Origin of the sequence: Chitinophaga silvatica (assembly GCF_003419895.1) — a bacterium.
GTDB lineage: Bacteria > Bacteroidota > Bacteroidia > Chitinophagales > Chitinophagaceae > Chitinophaga > Chitinophaga silvatica.
The window spans coordinates 396,555-411,099 of the sequence record NZ_QPMM01000001.1; the positions used below are offsets into that span (position 1 = coordinate 396,555).

General features: G+C 40.8%; 14 protein-coding genes. 4 read left to right on the forward strand and 10 right to left on the reverse strand.

The window, feature by feature from the left end; genetic code table 11:
- Positions 1-199 precede the first annotated feature (199 nt).
- Genes DVR12_RS01520 through DVR12_RS01535 form a run of 4 tightly spaced genes read left to right on the forward strand, consistent with a single transcriptional unit; the run spans position 200 to position 5,985 of the window.
- Complete coding sequence (locus DVR12_RS01520; protein WP_116973687.1) at positions 200-2,107, forward strand: DNA topoisomerase IV subunit B; 1,908 nt, start codon at positions 200-202, stop codon at positions 2,105-2,107.
- Between the two features lie 17 nt (positions 2,108-2,124).
- Positions 2,125-3,006: a DUF1835 domain-containing protein gene (locus DVR12_RS01525; protein ID WP_116973688.1), complete on the forward strand. Its 882-nt coding sequence runs from the start codon at positions 2,125-2,127 to the stop codon at positions 3,004-3,006.
- 15 nt (positions 3,007-3,021) lie between these two features.
- Positions 3,022-3,426 (forward strand): hypothetical protein, encoded by a 405-nt coding sequence (locus tag DVR12_RS01530; RefSeq protein WP_116973689.1) that lies wholly within the window; start codon positions 3,022-3,024, stop codon positions 3,424-3,426.
- A gap of 18 nt (positions 3,427-3,444) precedes the next feature.
- Positions 3,445-5,985: a DNA gyrase/topoisomerase IV subunit A gene (locus DVR12_RS01535; protein WP_116974223.1), complete on the forward strand. Its 2,541-nt coding sequence runs from the start codon at positions 3,445-3,447 to the stop codon at positions 5,983-5,985.
- 75 nt (positions 5,986-6,060) lie between these two features.
- Here DVR12_RS01535 and DVR12_RS01540 read toward each other — a convergent pair whose 3' ends face one another.
- From DVR12_RS01540 to DVR12_RS01585, 10 genes are all read right to left on the reverse strand, one after another.
- Positions 6,061-6,501 (reverse strand): hypothetical protein, encoded by a 441-nt coding sequence (locus DVR12_RS01540; protein ID WP_116973690.1) that lies wholly within the window; start codon positions 6,499-6,501, stop codon positions 6,061-6,063.
- A 137-nt stretch (positions 6,502-6,638) separates the two neighbouring features.
- Complete coding sequence (locus DVR12_RS01545) at positions 6,639-7,625, reverse strand: hypothetical protein (protein WP_116973691.1); 987 nt, start codon at positions 7,623-7,625, stop codon at positions 6,639-6,641.
- Positions 7,626-7,651: 26 nt separating this feature from the next.
- Positions 7,652-8,173, reverse strand: a complete 522-nt coding sequence (locus tag DVR12_RS01550) for a D-glycero-alpha-D-manno-heptose-1,7-bisphosphate 7-phosphatase (RefSeq protein WP_116973692.1) — start codon at positions 8,171-8,173, stop codon at positions 7,652-7,654.
- Complete coding sequence (locus tag DVR12_RS01555) at positions 8,170-8,868, reverse strand: nucleotidyltransferase family protein (RefSeq protein WP_116973693.1); 699 nt, start codon at positions 8,866-8,868, stop codon at positions 8,170-8,172. Before DVR12_RS01555 ends, DVR12_RS01550 begins: the two co-directional genes overlap by 4 nt.
- Positions 8,865-9,443 carry a D-sedoheptulose-7-phosphate isomerase gene (locus DVR12_RS01560; RefSeq protein ID WP_116974224.1) on the reverse strand — a complete coding sequence of 193 codons (579 nt, stop codon included), beginning with the start codon at positions 9,441-9,443 and terminating at the stop codon, positions 8,865-8,867. Before DVR12_RS01560 ends, DVR12_RS01555 begins: the two co-directional genes overlap by 4 nt.
- Before the next feature lie 29 nt (positions 9,444-9,472).
- Positions 9,473-10,498 (reverse strand): GHMP family kinase ATP-binding protein, encoded by a 1,026-nt coding sequence (locus DVR12_RS01565; RefSeq protein WP_116973694.1) that lies wholly within the window; start codon positions 10,496-10,498, stop codon positions 9,473-9,475.
- A 10-nt stretch (positions 10,499-10,508) separates the two neighbouring features.
- On the reverse strand, positions 10,509-11,642 hold the full coding sequence (locus DVR12_RS01570; RefSeq protein ID WP_116973695.1) for a glycosyltransferase: 1,134 nt from the start codon (positions 11,640-11,642) through the stop codon (positions 10,509-10,511).
- Positions 11,643-11,666: 24 nt separating this feature from the next.
- Positions 11,667-12,647: a glycosyltransferase family 2 protein gene (locus tag DVR12_RS01575; protein ID WP_116973696.1), complete on the reverse strand. Its 981-nt coding sequence runs from the start codon at positions 12,645-12,647 to the stop codon at positions 11,667-11,669.
- Positions 12,648-12,669: 22 nt separating this feature from the next.
- Positions 12,670-13,200 carry a DUF4199 domain-containing protein gene (locus DVR12_RS01580; RefSeq protein ID WP_116973697.1) on the reverse strand — a complete coding sequence of 177 codons (531 nt, stop codon included), beginning with the start codon at positions 13,198-13,200 and terminating at the stop codon, positions 12,670-12,672.
- A 2-nt stretch (positions 13,201-13,202) separates the two neighbouring features.
- Positions 13,203-14,468 (reverse strand): dihydroorotase, encoded by a 1,266-nt coding sequence (locus DVR12_RS01585; protein ID WP_116973698.1) that lies wholly within the window; start codon positions 14,466-14,468, stop codon positions 13,203-13,205.
- Positions 14,469-14,545: the final 77 nt, after the last annotated feature.

A 14,545-nucleotide genomic window follows, 5' to 3' on the forward strand; every position in this document is an offset into this window, starting at 1 on the left:
ATTTGATTCTACTTTAATGAAATTTAACATCTCTTAATTTGCTGATTTACAACTTTTTAGGTATATTGTCTAACTAATACTTGGGATGATTGGCTGAATCCTTTATTTTTGCCAGCATTCTGGTTTTGCTAAAAGATTTAGTATCGGAGCAAATCAATGATAAACCCTTGTAATAATAGTATTTAGGAAATTTTAATATATGGCAAACACGGACAAAACGGATAACAAAGATCTATTTGCTTCCTATACAGAAGACTCCATACGGTCGCTCGACTGGCGGGAGCATATCCGCCTCCGGCCTGGTATGTACATTGGTAAGCTAGGAGACGGTTCCAGTATGGACGATGGTATTTACATACTGTTGAAAGAGGTGACAGACAACTGTATTGATGAACATACCATGGGGTTTGGTAAACAGATTGATATTAAAGTAACCGAACATCATGTCACCGTACGCGATTATGGTCGTGGTATTCCTTTGGGAAAAGTAGTGGATGTTGTTAGTAAAATTAATACAGGAGCGAAATACGATAGTAAAGCCTTTCAGAAATCAGTTGGTCTGAACGGGGTAGGTACCAAGGCTGTAAACGCTCTTTCCAGCTATTTTAAGGTACAATCAGTGCGCGATGGCCGCATGAAAACTGCCGAATTCGAAAGAGGTGTTCTCATCAAGGAACATAAAGAAACCGCCACCACCGAACCAAACGGTACCATGGTGACTTTCACCCCAGACGACACCGTATTTAAAAACTACCGGTTTATTCCTGAATTCCTGGAAAACCAAATCTGGAACTATTGCTTTTTGAATGCTGGTCTGACCATCAGTTTCAATGGCAAAAAATATATCTCTAAAAATGGATTGCTCGATTTGCTGCAACGCAAAACAAATGAGGAAGATCTCCGCTATCCTATCATTCACCTCAAAGGTGAAGATATCGAAGTGGCTATCACTCATGAGAACCAATACGGAGAAGAATATTATTCCTTTGTAAACGGTCAGCATACCACTCAGGGTGGTACTCACCTGGCTGCTTTCAGAGAGGCATTTGTAAAAACAGTAAGAGACTTCTATAAGAAGGATTATGAAGCTACAGATATTCGTAGCTCTATCTGTGCTGCTGTTGCCGTACGGGTGCAGGAACCTGTATTTGAATCTCAAACTAAAACAAAACTCGGATCACAGGTTGTCTATGAAAATGGCCCTTCCGTAAAAGCATTTGTTTTAGAGTTCCTGGCCAAGCATCTCGACGATTATCTGCACAGAAACCCAACTATCGCAGAAGCCTTAAAGAAACGTATTGAGCAAAGTGAACGTGAACGTAAAGAATTGGCAGGTATTAAAAAACTGGCCAACGAAAGAGCTAAAAAAGCAAATCTTCATAACCGCAAATTGCGGGATTGCCGCCTACACCTCAATGATGAAATAACCGGTAAGGATAAAGCTGAACAGGAAGCCCGCCGCTTAAATTCTACCATCTTTATTACAGAGGGTGATTCTGCCAGCGGTTCCATCACCAAATCCCGTAACGTTGAAACTCAGGCTGTATTCAGTTTGCGTGGTAAACCTTTGAACAGTTTCGGCCTTACCAAGAAAATTGTATACGAAAACGAAGAGTTCAACCTGCTGCAGCATGCATTGAATATTGAAGAAGGACTCGAAGGCCTCAGATACAATAACATCGTTATTGCTACAGATGCCGACGTAGACGGTATGCACATCAGATTGTTACTGCTTACTTTCTTCCTCCAGTTTTTCCCTGATCTGGTAAAGAACGGGCACGTATATATTCTGGAAACTCCTTTATTCCGTGTTAGAAATAAACAACAAACCATTTATTGCTACTCTGAGGAAGAAAAACAAAGTGCAGTTAAGAAACTGGGAGGTAAACCAGAAATTACCCGATTTAAAGGATTAGGTGAAATTTCACCGGATGAATTCGGTCGGTTTATCGGGGAGGATATGCATATCGAACCAATTATCTTATCGAAAGATATTCATATCCAGAAATTGTTGGAATACTATATGGGTAAAAATACCCAAACCCGTCAGGAGTTCATTATAAACAACCTGCGTCAGGAAAAAGACCTGGTTGAAGAATTGGCATAATACCGAATTATAGCAATATGGGTTTAATACACCTAGTTTTTGGCCAGGCTTCAGTTCCGGTATTGGAAGAAGCAATAGCAATGGATGAGAAAATGATCGGAGAAATACTCTGTTTCGAAGATGATTTGTCCGTAGGGCCATTGTTTATTCTGGACACCCCGGAAGGACGAGCAAACAGAAAGATTTTCTGGCAGCAATTGGCAGGCATAGAAATTCCTGCGGCTGAAGAAACTGTTGCAACTACTCCTGCAGTAGAAACAACCGAAGATACTGAAGATATAGACCGGTTTCGTACTTTGAAAGCCAGACTTAAAGAAGATCCCGAATTGGAAGTATGGATCTGGGCCGGCCAGAATGCCCGCGATGTTAGCGGTTATTACTGGTTAGTAAATCAGCTGTACGACTTCTCTGGCAGAATCCATATTATCTATCTGAATAACCTTCCTTTCCTCAATGAGAAGAATGCAGTATACTATCCAACACATCTGCATCAGATTTTGCCTAAAGAATTTCTGAAAGCAAAAAAATTGGCCCGGCCGATTTCTCTGGCGGAGTATGAGTTGGATGGAGATGAATGGAGAAGATTAATGAACGAAAATGCAGGTATCCGCTTACTCGAAGGAGGAAAAAAACTGAAAGGTGAGCCTACCTTGTTTTATGATAAAGAATTGTTGGCCCAAAGTGGAAAAGAATTTGTAAAAGCCTGGAAAGTAGTGCAACAGGTAACCGGAAAACTTAAGTATCCGGTTATGGACCAGTTTCTGGGATGGAGATTGAAAGAGCTGATTAAAGAAGAAAAATTACAAAGCAGGGGTGAATTGAAAACCATCCGTGATTTTGAAATAAAACTTCCTGGAGAAACGATTGAAGACAACAATAGTTCAGCAACAGGAGCTTAAATTTAAAAGGCCAGTATGATCAAAGTAACAGCTTTAGAGCAATTTGCAGCCGATGACAGAGGTAGTGGATACTTCTGGGATAATAGCAGAATGGGGAACTTTTTACTATGCTACAGGAATGCAGGAAGCAGTAGCGGACAGCATTACCACGAAGGTAAAAGCCCTAATAAAGCACCAGAAATTCTGTATCTCTTTACCGGTGAAGTAGAAATACACTGGTGCCCATTAAATGAAAAGGAAATTAAGGTAACAACGGTTAAAGCACCGGCAAGACTCGAAATTCCTGTTAATGTATGGCATCAACTAATCGCTGTTACAGATTGTTGCTTTATAGAACTGAATTCTCTGGAAGATGTGCAGCAAGATAGTATAAGAGTCTGGAGAAACGACTTTGAAAAAATGATTAACGTAAAACCGTAAGAATATCGATACATGGATATGGAAAATAAAACATCAGACGAATCTCTGCATAATGTCACACACGTAGGTGGTATGTATGAGAACTGGTTCCTGGATTATGCATCCTATGTAATTCTGGAGCGTGCGGTACCCAGTATTGAAGATGGGTTAAAACCAGTACAGCGTCGTATCCTGCATGCCATGAAAGAAATGGATGATGGCAGATTCAATAAAGTGGCTAACGTTATCGGACAAACGATGCAATACCACCCGCATGGAGATGCCTCTATCAGTGATGCCATTGTAAACCTCGGACAAAAAGATATTTTAATCGAAACCCAGGGTAACTGGGGAGATGTACGCACCGGTGATGATGCCGCTGCTGCAAGATATATTGAGGCCCGCTTATCAAAATTTGCCCTGGAAGTTGGATTCAATGCGAAAACTACTTCCTGGCAACTGAGTTACGACGGCCGTAAGAATGAACCACTCGCATTGCCAATGAAGTTCCCGCTGCTGATCGCACAGGGCGCTGAAGGAATTGCGGTAGGTCTTTCTACCAAAATTCTTCCTCATAACTTCGTTGAAATCATCGACTCATCTATCAAATACCTGAAAGGCAAAAAATTTGAACTCTATCCGGATTTCACTACCGGAGGTATGATAGATGTTGCTAACTACAACGACGGTAAACGTGGTGGTAAGGTCAGAGTACGCGCACATATCGAAGAAAAAGATAAGAAAACATTAATTATCAAGGACGTTCCGTATGGTATTACTACCACCCAATTGATGGAGTCTATTGTTAAAGCAAACGACAATAGTAAAATCAAGATCAAAAAGGTAGTTGATAATACCGCTGCAGATGTTGAAATTGAAGTGCAGCTGGCGCCTGGTATTTCACCAGATATCACCATCGATGCACTATACGCATTCACCGATTGTGAAATCTCAATCTCTCCAAATGCCTGCGTAATTGTTGAGGACAAACCAAGGTTCCTGACAGTTTCAGATTTATTGAAATCATCTGTCGATTTTACCAAGGAACTCCTGAAACAGGAACTGGAACTTAAATTAGCTGAGCTCCAGGATAAATGGCATTACACTTCCCTTGAGAAAATCTTCTTTGAAAAAGGCATCTATAAGGAACTTGAACAAAAGCATAAAGACTGGGAAGCCGTATTGGTGGCTATCGATAAAGGATTTGGCCCTTATAAGAAGCAACTGAAACGTGAGGTAACCCGTGAGGATATCATTAAGCTTACAGAAAAGCCAGTTCGCCGCATTTATCGCCTCGATATCAATGAACTGAACGAACAGATCAAAGGTATTGAAGCAGAGATCAAAGAGGTTAAAAACCATCTGGCTAACCTTGTTGATTATACGATTGCTTACTTCGAGAATCTGTTGAAAAAATATGGTAAAGGTCGTGAGCGTAAAACTCTTCTGAAGACTTTCGATACTATTCAGGTTGCTCAGGTAGCGATTGCCAATACTAAATTGTATGTCAACCGCGCTGATGGATTTATCGGTACTTCCCTGAAGAAAGATGAATTTGTGGCCGATTGCTCAGATCTCGATAATATCATTGTATTCCGCCGAGATGGTAAGATGCTGGTAACTAAAGTTGCCGATAAAACATTTGTAGGAAAAGATATTATTCACGTAGATGTTTTCAGGAAGAACGATGAACGTACAACCTATAACATGATATACGTGGAAGGTAAAACCGGTGTTAGTTATGCCAAGCGCTTCAACGTTACCGGAGTGACCAGGGATAAGGAATACGATCTGGCTCATAAAGGCGAGAAGAACTCTAAAGTACATTACTTCAGTGCCAATGCCAATGGAGAGGCAGAAGTTGTAACTATCAAATTAAGTCCTAACTGTAATGCAAGGAACAAGGAATTTGATATGTACTTCGAAACCATTGCCATTAAAGGACGTAGCTCTATGGGTAATGTGGTTACCAAGTATCCTATCCGCAGTGTTAAGTTTAAGGAAAAAGGAGTTTCAACATTAGCCGGACAAAAAATCTGGTACGATACAGAAACAGGCCGGCTGAATACAGAAGAGCGTGGGGTATATATTGGAGCTTTTGAAGGTGAAGACAAAATATTTGTTGCCTTTAAGAATGGTACCTACGAACTCACTAATTATGATCTGACCAATCGTTATGAAAGTAACGATGTCGTATATATCGAAAAATTCAATCCTGAAAAGATTGTGACAGCCATTTATCTGGATGGAGATAAGAAACAGTACAATGTTAAACGTTTCCGGATCGAAACGCAGACATTGAATAATAAGTTCCTCTTCATTAAAGAAGGTGCAAACAATCATCTCGAAATGGTGACCACACATAGCCAGCCGATCATTTTACTGAAAACCGGTAAGAAACGTAGTCCGGAAGAAGAAGAAATTGATCTGTCTGAGTTTGTAGAGGTTACTGGTTGGAAAGCGGTTGGTACTCGTATTGCAGGTGAAGACCTGATCAGTGCAGAACTGTTATCGGAAGATGAAGATCCGGATCCAAATGAGGATGCAACGCCTTCAGGCCCTCAGGGTGAATTATTCTAGGATAGATATTGAAATTTTAAAGGCTGATCAAACGTGAGTTTGGTCAGCCTTTTCTTATTGGGTTTGGTAGTCGGTTTAAATACTTCCCCCCAAATTGACGATCATCTTCTCAAGGAACAATATGGTATTCAGATATTCTTCTTCAGATGCACCTTTGGTTAAAGCAACCTTGTTGGCTTCATGCTTAGCTGCCACTTCCAGAAAGATAGTTTTGCCAAGAGGAGTAAAGGCATAGTTATCATCTACTTTTTCGACCCAGTTTCTTTCTATCAGTGATTGAAAGATTTCTTCATATTCGGCAGGATTCACGAAGCGGTGAATCTGATGGTAAAGCAAATCCTTGCAGACTTTATCGTGGGTATTGATATTATTCATGATTTGCCAATGATATCTGCCGATATCATAGGTTTCTAAAGTCTGGTTCATGAATTTTGTAATAAGGCTATCAGCCTCTTTAAGGTACCAACCTATTGGCATTTTATCTTTAAGCACGGACGACATAGTTTTTTCTTTCATGGGATGATTGATAATGAATGACTTAACAGAACAAAATATAAATTTATTACATAGATAATAAATGAATGTTCGCTCAGTTATGAACAAAGGTAAATACGAACGATCATTTTTGATAAAAAATTTGAATTTTTTTGAAATCAGCTGGATTTCTTAACGGGTTTCTTGGGGGGAGGGGTATTTTTTCCCTCAGCCTGGTAGTCTTCGGCTGATTTTGGGTTACTCATGTTTTTATTCTTCTGTATCAGAGGTTGAGGGATGGGGGCACCTTTACCTAAAGGAATGGCATCATGAAAAATCTTATGCACATGCATCCATTTTCCAGCCTGCCATTTGTAGCCTTCGTAGTCCATATCAGACACATAGGTATACTTTTTTCCAGGCTCATTGGTTTCAGAAATGAGGTGATCATACACGATCATGTTCAATTCCTTATTGTAATTCATCGTAGCCGTACTTTCCTTCTTATATTCAATGATAAAGCGGTTTTGAGTAGGCTTTTTTACGCTATCTTCTGCAAAACTAAAGAATGGGCCTCCAAATACGGGTAATCCGTTTTTGAAGGTCAACATCTCAATTATTTTCTTCTGGCTGCGTGGATTATTAGCATCCCAGCCAAAAAGTGTATAGTAATCCTGATTGAAATAACGGCTATGGAGGAGATTATAATACAAACAGCCATACCACGATTTATTGTCGGTAATAGTATCTGTATTGGTCATAAAATCCGAGGCATCAAATAATGGAAAAAGCTTTAACTGGCCATCGGCGGTCTTCATTTGTATAGCACCGTAATGCCTGTAAAATCCGTTTTCTCTTTCCAGGGCCCATGTGAATACCCTGAAAGCAGAGTCCTGAGGGTAAAGAACCGAAACCGTTTTGAGTGAATCGAAGGTAAAGTGAAATGAGTTTTTAATCTTAAGTGCCTTTACCAGCATGGGTATAAAGTCTTCGTTTGCCTGTAACCGTCCATCATCTCCTTTTCCGCTAAATACTTCCTGGCTAAGCAGTTGGAGCGAGTCCTGGAACTTTCTCAACTGCTGTATCCCGGCTGCATCCGGCAACTGGGAAAAAGAACAGTAGGAACTTATTAAAAAGGAAAATAACAGTACGATTTTCTTAGTCATAACTATTAGACGGTTCCGAAGATGAATTATTGTATTGCCTGGGCAAATTGTAAAAGATTATCGTAACGCTGATCAATTAGTGGGTGTGGGAACGGTGTTTCGGGTTTGGTTGATGGAATAAAAATTGTTTTCATTCCCATACTTTTCCCGAACTGCATGTCACTCAACGTATTACCAACCATAATAGCGCTATTGAAATCGATATCCGGATACTCATTCTTTGCCTGCATAGCCATGCCCGTGGCAGGTTTACGACAAGGACTGGTATTATCTAAGTCCGGGCAAAAGTAAATCTGATCAATTCTACCACCATGAAGCTTAATTTGTTCCAGCATCTGCCGGTGAATCTCCGTTAATCCGGAAATTGTCAGCAGGCCTTTCCCGATACAACGTTGATTCGTAACTATAAGTATCCTGTTGAAACGGCTGGCCAATAAAGGCATTGCAGACAGTACTCCTTCGCTGAATTTAAACATCTCGGGCGAAAGAACATATCCATCCTTAATCTCTTCATTAATCACTCCGTCTCTGTCTAAGAATAAAGTCATGACGATACTAATACATTTTTAGCAGCTTCATAGTCAGAAGGGATGCCAATATCTATGAAATAGGTGTCGCTGATATAGCCATACAGGTTACCTTTAGCTACTCCGGGTTCCAGAACTTCTTTTTCAAAAGAGAAGGAAGTTGGTAATCCCTGGTTTTTTAGATAGCTGGTACTGGTAAGATAGATACCTCCATTGATAAGGCCTTCTTCACAATACTGCTTTTCCTTAAAGGCAATGATCTGTTGCTCAGCATTTAAACCGATGCTGCCATATCTTTCAAATTGCTGCATAGGTTTTAGTGCCAGGGAAATAGCTGCATGATGCCCGATGTGAAACTTTTCAAGCTCATTAAATGCTACATCGAAGTAGGTATCTCCGTTTACAATAAAAACCAAATCACCTTCTACCTGAGAAAGAGCATGCATAATGCCTCCTCCGGTACCTAAAGGTGTTTCTTCAACGCTAAAGGATACACGTAATGGCAGCGGATTATTCTGGCACCAATCTATAACCTGTTCGGATAAATAACCGAGAGATAAGATAGCATGACTAACATTTTGCTGATGCAGATACTGCAGCAGATAGTACAGAAATGGCTGATCTCCGATAGGAGCCATGCATTTAGGTTTATCAGCTACCACAGTACGAAGTCGTGTGCCTAATCCCCCGGCTAGTATAATACATTCGCGACTCATTCTCCAAATAAGTTGTTTTCAACCATTTCGCAGATGATATGTCCAACTGTAATATGAGACTCCTGAATTCTAGGCGTATCATTTGAAGGCATATTCAGCAGGAAATCGCATTGTTCTTTCATTTTTCCACCTGTATTGCCAGTCATACCCACTACTATCATTCCTTTTTCCTTGGCTGTTCTGATGGCTTCCAGGATATTTCCGGAGTTTCCGCTGGTAGAAATGGCCACCAGTACATCGCCGGCCTGACCAATTCCTCTCAGTATGCGTGAATATACCTGATCGTATCCGTAATCATTTCCTACAGCTGTCATATAGGAAGTATTGCAATGCAAAGCTTCGGCATACAGCGGCAGACGGTCTTTATAAAAACGTCCTGAAAATTCTGCTGCCAGGTGTTGAGCATCTGCAGCGCTACCACCGTTACCGCAAAACAGGATTTTGTGACCTGCCTGTAAGCTGCTGGTGATGGCTGTAGCGGTTTGTTGTATTGTATTTAATAACTGTTCGTCTTTTGCTATGGCTATTTTTACTTCAATACTTTCCTGAAGTTTCTTGGCAATAAACTGATTCATTTTTGCAGAGTATTTTGATTTATGTAACCTTATATGCTCCATGTCTGGATACCATGATGAGTAAAGGTATAGCGTTTTACATCACCACCAAAACTATTCAGCGCCTCAACAACAGCAAAGCGGGTATTTTTAGGACAGTAGAAGATCATGAACCCACCACCTCCGGCACCTGATATTTTACCACCAGATGCTCCGGCTTTACGTGCAGTTTCATAGATCTCATCCAATTGCGGATTCGTAATTCCCTTGGCCATTTTCTTTTTAAATTCAAAGCCATAGTCAAGGATTTCTCCTATTTTATCGATAGAGCCCCTCAGCAGTGCTTCCTTCATCATGATAGCCTGATCTTTGAGGTGATGCATAGCTTCAATGGAAGAATCCTTTTTCTCCGTAACATTCTTCTGTTGTTCAGAAATAATGCTGGAAGATAAGCGGCTGGTAGAGGTATAAAATAAAATTAAATTGTTTTCAAGTTCGTGCAGGTACACGTCTTTGATACGGAGTGGATTTACAATTACCTTATCGTCTTTATAGAATTCCATAAAGTTCACTCCACCGAAGGTTGCAGCGTATTGGTCCTGCTTTCCGCCTGCCTGTTGTAAATCTTCCCGTTCTATAGAGTAGGCGAGGTGTGCTAAGTCGTATTCTCCCAACGGAAGTTTCATCCATTCTGCAAATGCTCCCAGCACCGCTACCACGAGGGTAGAGGAGGTTCCTAAACCTGATCCTGCGGGTGCATCTACATATGTTGTTAGTTTGAAGCCATTGCCTGGTAATTTACCATAGTCTTTGTATACACGGTTTATTACACCTTTGAGAATATCCAGTTTACCATCTATCGGCAATGGATACACGGCATCATAGATAGCCGATTCATTTCTGTCGGCACATTCAAAAATTATCTGCCCGTTATTTAATGGTTCAATGGAGGCGCGGGCATACAAAGAAATAGTGGCATTCAGGATAGCACCACCGTAGAGATCAGAATATGGGCTTACATCTGTTCCTCCTCCTGCTAACCCTATACGCAAGGGTGCTTTACTTCTATAGATCATTATAATGGTTTCAGCTTTCTGCTAAGTTATGAATTTCATTGGCAAGCCTTGACCAGGAGTATTTCTTTTTCTCCTGTTGCAAAGCTGTTACCATGTCGGTTTCTCTGTTTTCTAAATAGTATTTTTCAATGGCGGCAGCAATGGATGCCGGATCTGGAGTGGCTTGAAATCCTACAACTCCATCTGGCACCATTTCCAATAGTCCACCTACCTTGGTTACTACCATTGGTTTTTCGAAATGGTAGGCAATTTGGGAGATACCACTTTGGGTGGCGCTTTTATATGGTTGTACTACTAAATCGGCAGCACAGAAATAGTTTTTTACAGCTTCGTTAGGAATGAAATCGGTATGCATCAATACTCTGTCGCCCAGGTTGAGTTGCTGCAATAATTCATTATAAGGAGCAGCATCCTCAAAGTATTCTCCGGCAACGATGGCATGAATGTCCAGCTTTTTCAGGCGTTCATCAGCCAATGCCTGCAACAGTAGATCGAGCCCTTTATATTGACGGATAAACCCAAAGAAAAGTATGTAACGTTTGTTAGGGTCCAATTTCAATTCTTGCCTTGCTTCGGCTTTAGGTATAATTGCACCGTAATTATCGTAGATAGGATGGGGGATCAGCGATGCTTTTTTATTTGGTTCAAAAACTCTGAGATCATTCAGCACAGATTGACTCATCGCAATGAAGGCATCCACTGGTTTAAGGAAGTATTTTGTGAATGGCACATCACCCGGTCTTTTTTCGTGTGGAACAACATTATCAAGTATTGAAATCACACGGGTTTGTTTGGTTTTACCTAACCGTAGAATAGTGCCCAGGGAGGGGCCCATTATAGGAAGCCAATATTTAACGATAATAATATCTGGTTTCCATTTTCTGACTTTTCTTCCTGTACTGATCCAGTTGAGTGGGTTTACGGAATTGATCAGTCGTTTAATTTTCAGGTGAGATGGTGGAGGGTCGGTAGAGAATTGACTTTTACCAGGATACAGGAACTCCGGATATTGAACAGTGAATGTCCAGATTTCAACTTCATCTGTTTGTTGGAATTCTTCTGCCAGACGCTCATTATAAGCAGCCAGCCCACCCCGGAAAGGGTAGGCTGTACCTAATATTAATATTTTCTTTTTGTTAGCCATAGTAATCAAGGTAAGAGAACAGGTTTACTCATGTACCTTTCTTTTGTAATTAACAGTTAGGTTGGTAAGGTCCATTTTTTCTTCAACCAGATAGGCATTTCTTTCAGGAGCATTGCGGGTCACCAGTTCACCTATAAATCCTGTTAGGAATAACTGGGAACCGATGATCATACATAATAGCCCCAGATAAAAGAGTGGCCTGTCGGTCATATTTACTTTATCGAAAGCGATTTTAGCAATGGCAAGATAAGCTGCAATGATAAATCCGACAAAGAAGGAAAATACTCCTAAAGCTCCAAAGAGGTGCATTGGGCGTTTACCAAATTTCCCAATAAACATGATGGTGGCGAGATCCAGGAATCCGTTTATGAAACGTTCTAAGCCGAATTTGCTGACGCCATATTTACGGGCTCTGTGTTCTACTACTTTTTCACCAATCTTTCTAAATCCGTTCCATTTGGCAATTACCGGTATATAACGGTGCATTTCACCATATACCTCTATGGATTTAATAACTTTCTTTTTATATGATTTAAGCCCGCAGTTCATATCATGAAGTTTTACTCCACTCATGCGGGTAGTAGTATAATTGTAAAGTTTGGAAGGCAGGTTTTTGGTAAAGGCGTTATCATAGCGTTTTTTCTTCCAGCCACTAACAATGTCGTAACCATCTTCCATGATCATCCGGTATAATTCAGGGATTTCATCAGGACTATCCTGCAAATCGGCATCCATAGTAATAACAACATCACCTTGTGCAGCATTGAAGCCTTCATTCAGGGCAGCAGACTTACCGTAGTTGCGCTGAAACTTAATGCCTTTGATATGAGGGTTTTGGGCAGCAAGTTGCAGGATTACATTCCATGAATCATCCGTACTCCCATCATCAATCATCCACACCTCATAGGTAAAATGGTGGTCATCCATTACCCTTTTTATCCATGCGGCTAATTCAGGTAATGATTCTTCTTCGTTTTTTAAAGGAACGATTACGGATATGTTCATTTTATAAAAATAGGATTAAAATTTATCTGCCTTGTGGCGCTTTTTTTCTAACGATTAGCGCCAGTATGACCGCCCAAACAAAGAATTTGATAAGGTTTTTCAGGTAATCCAGTACGGTAGATTTAATACTGATACTGTAATCTCCTGTTTGAATATCTTTTAATTGTTTGTCGATTTCTGCCTTTGGAGCCTTCATCCACTTCAACAACCATTCAGTATCTTTCATCAGATATTGTTTGGATGCTTCCTGTAAGGAAGGTTCAATAACCGTATATAGGATATATATGAATATTGCTACAAACAGATAACTGATCACATAAGTCGTGAATATAGGTTTTATAGCGGCTTTAAAGCCAATAAATCCCTGTTGTTGTTTTCTTGCCTCTAACCCTGCCAATAAGGCCAGCACAGCCCAGATTACCAGCGTTATCAGTCTAAGTTTGTAAGAAAAGAAGTACGAGAGTCCCATTTTCCATTCTATAACATGCCAGAGGACCATGACAACGCCTGCAATCAGGCCCCACTTAATACCTGGATTTCTATTCTCTTGCATCTCTATTTATTAATATGGAAAACTGGTCCGTTTACTGTTGAATGTACTTTACCCTTCAGTTGTTGTCCAAGATACGCTGAATTTTTTGACTTGGAAGCGATATGAGAATCGTTGAATTCCCATGTAGCAGCCGGATCAAAGATGGTAAGATTAGCTTGTGCGCCCTCTTTGATTTCAGGTACTGGCAAGTTGAAAATATTGCGTGGATGAACAGTCAGCATTTGAATCAACTGTTCGAGTGATAATTGTGGTAAATATTGACCGATTACCCCAAAAGCACTTTCCAATCCTATCATTCCGTTTTTAGCATATTCAAATTCAAGCACTTTGGCATCCCAATCCTGTGGCAGGTGGTGGGTGGCAAAGCAATCAACAACTCCGCGAACAATGGCCTCCTGAATTGCTTTGACGTCTTCCGCTGTTCTCAGAGGAGGGTTCACTTTCAGATTGGTATCATAGTTTACCAGTGAAGCATCAGTAAGGGAGAGGTGATATGGGGTTACAGAGCAGGTAACCTTAACTCCATCCGCTTTTGCAGCAGCTATCAGGTCAACCGATTTCCTGGTGCTGATGCCGGTAAAGTGGATGCTGGAATCTGTATATTTTGCAATTTCGATATCGCGCTGAATGATCAGTTCTTCTGAAAGGGCTGGTTTACCAGGCATACCCAGCTGGGTAGAATGAATTCCTTCATTCATAAGTCCATGTGCGGAGATGCTCTGATCGTCCGGTAATTGTATTAAAGTACCGTCAAAAGCTTTGATATATTGTAAAGCTTTTAAAAGTAAGCCAGGTGATTGTACTGGTTTTATACCATCAGAAAAGGCAACGGCTCCTGCTTCGCGCATTTCATACATTTCAGCGAGCCCGGTTCCTTCAATATTCTTTGTAACTGCGCCAATTGGCAGAAGGGTTGCAGCCGAATGGCGTGATTTGCTGATCACATATTCGATCTGTGGTTTGGTGTGCAGGGCTGGCTGTGTATTAGGGATGATCATTACCGTGGTAAATCCGCCGGTAGCAGCAGCCTGAATACCGCTATGAAGGTCCTCCTTATATTCCTGGCCCGGATCGCAGAAATGTGCGAAAACATCCATCCAGCCTGCAGAAACATGCAGGTTACTGCCTGAAATAACGGTTGCCCGGGCATCTTCCAATCCATCGCCTATTTGCTGGATAACACCGTTCTGAATTGAAATATCTTTTTGTTGCCCGTGAAAAGGGGAGGTAGGAGCTATGATCTGTACGTTCTTGAGTAATATGTGCATGCTTTTCTTTCTATTCAGTATCAAAACCTGTCTGAAAATACAGGGGCAAATGTAGCATAAAACTGTTAATTGGGGAA

Coding starts and splice junctions, on each gene's coding strand:
- DVR12_RS01580 (WP_116973697.1), bottom strand. CDS start 13,200: ATGCAAGAGAATAGAAATCCAGGTATTAAGTGGGGCCTGATTGCAGGC.
- DVR12_RS01550 (WP_116973692.1), bottom strand. CDS start 8,173: ATGACTTTATTCTTAGACAGAGACGGAGTGATTAATGAAGAGATTAAG.
- DVR12_RS01530 (WP_116973689.1), top strand. CDS start 3,022: ATGATCAAAGTAACAGCTTTAGAGCAATTTGCAGCCGATGACAGAGGT.
- DVR12_RS01555 (WP_116973693.1), bottom strand. CDS start 8,868: ATGAGTCGCGAATGTATTATACTAGCCGGGGGATTAGGCACACGACTT.
- DVR12_RS01575 (WP_116973696.1), bottom strand. CDS start 12,647: ATGAACATATCCGTAATCGTTCCTTTAAAAAACGAAGAAGAATCATTA.
- DVR12_RS01545 (WP_116973691.1), bottom strand. CDS start 7,625: ATGACTAAGAAAATCGTACTGTTATTTTCCTTTTTAATAAGTTCCTAC.
- DVR12_RS01560 (WP_116974224.1), bottom strand. CDS start 9,443: ATGAATCAGTTTATTGCCAAGAAACTTCAGGAAAGTATTGAAGTAAAA.
- DVR12_RS01525 (WP_116973688.1), top strand. CDS start 2,125: ATGGGTTTAATACACCTAGTTTTTGGCCAGGCTTCAGTTCCGGTATTG.
- DVR12_RS01585 (WP_116973698.1), bottom strand. CDS start 14,468: ATGCACATATTACTCAAGAACGTACAGATCATAGCTCCTACCTCCCCT.
- DVR12_RS01520 (WP_116973687.1), top strand. CDS start 200: ATGGCAAACACGGACAAAACGGATAACAAAGATCTATTTGCTTCCTAT.
- DVR12_RS01565 (WP_116973694.1), bottom strand. CDS start 10,498: ATGATCTATAGAAGTAAAGCACCCTTGCGTATAGGGTTAGCAGGAGGA.
- DVR12_RS01535 (WP_116974223.1), top strand. CDS start 3,445: ATGGAAAATAAAACATCAGACGAATCTCTGCATAATGTCACACACGTA.
- DVR12_RS01540 (WP_116973690.1), bottom strand. CDS start 6,501: ATGAAAGAAAAAACTATGTCGTCCGTGCTTAAAGATAAAATGCCAATA.
- DVR12_RS01570 (WP_116973695.1), bottom strand. CDS start 11,642: ATGGCTAACAAAAAGAAAATATTAATATTAGGTACAGCCTACCCTTTC.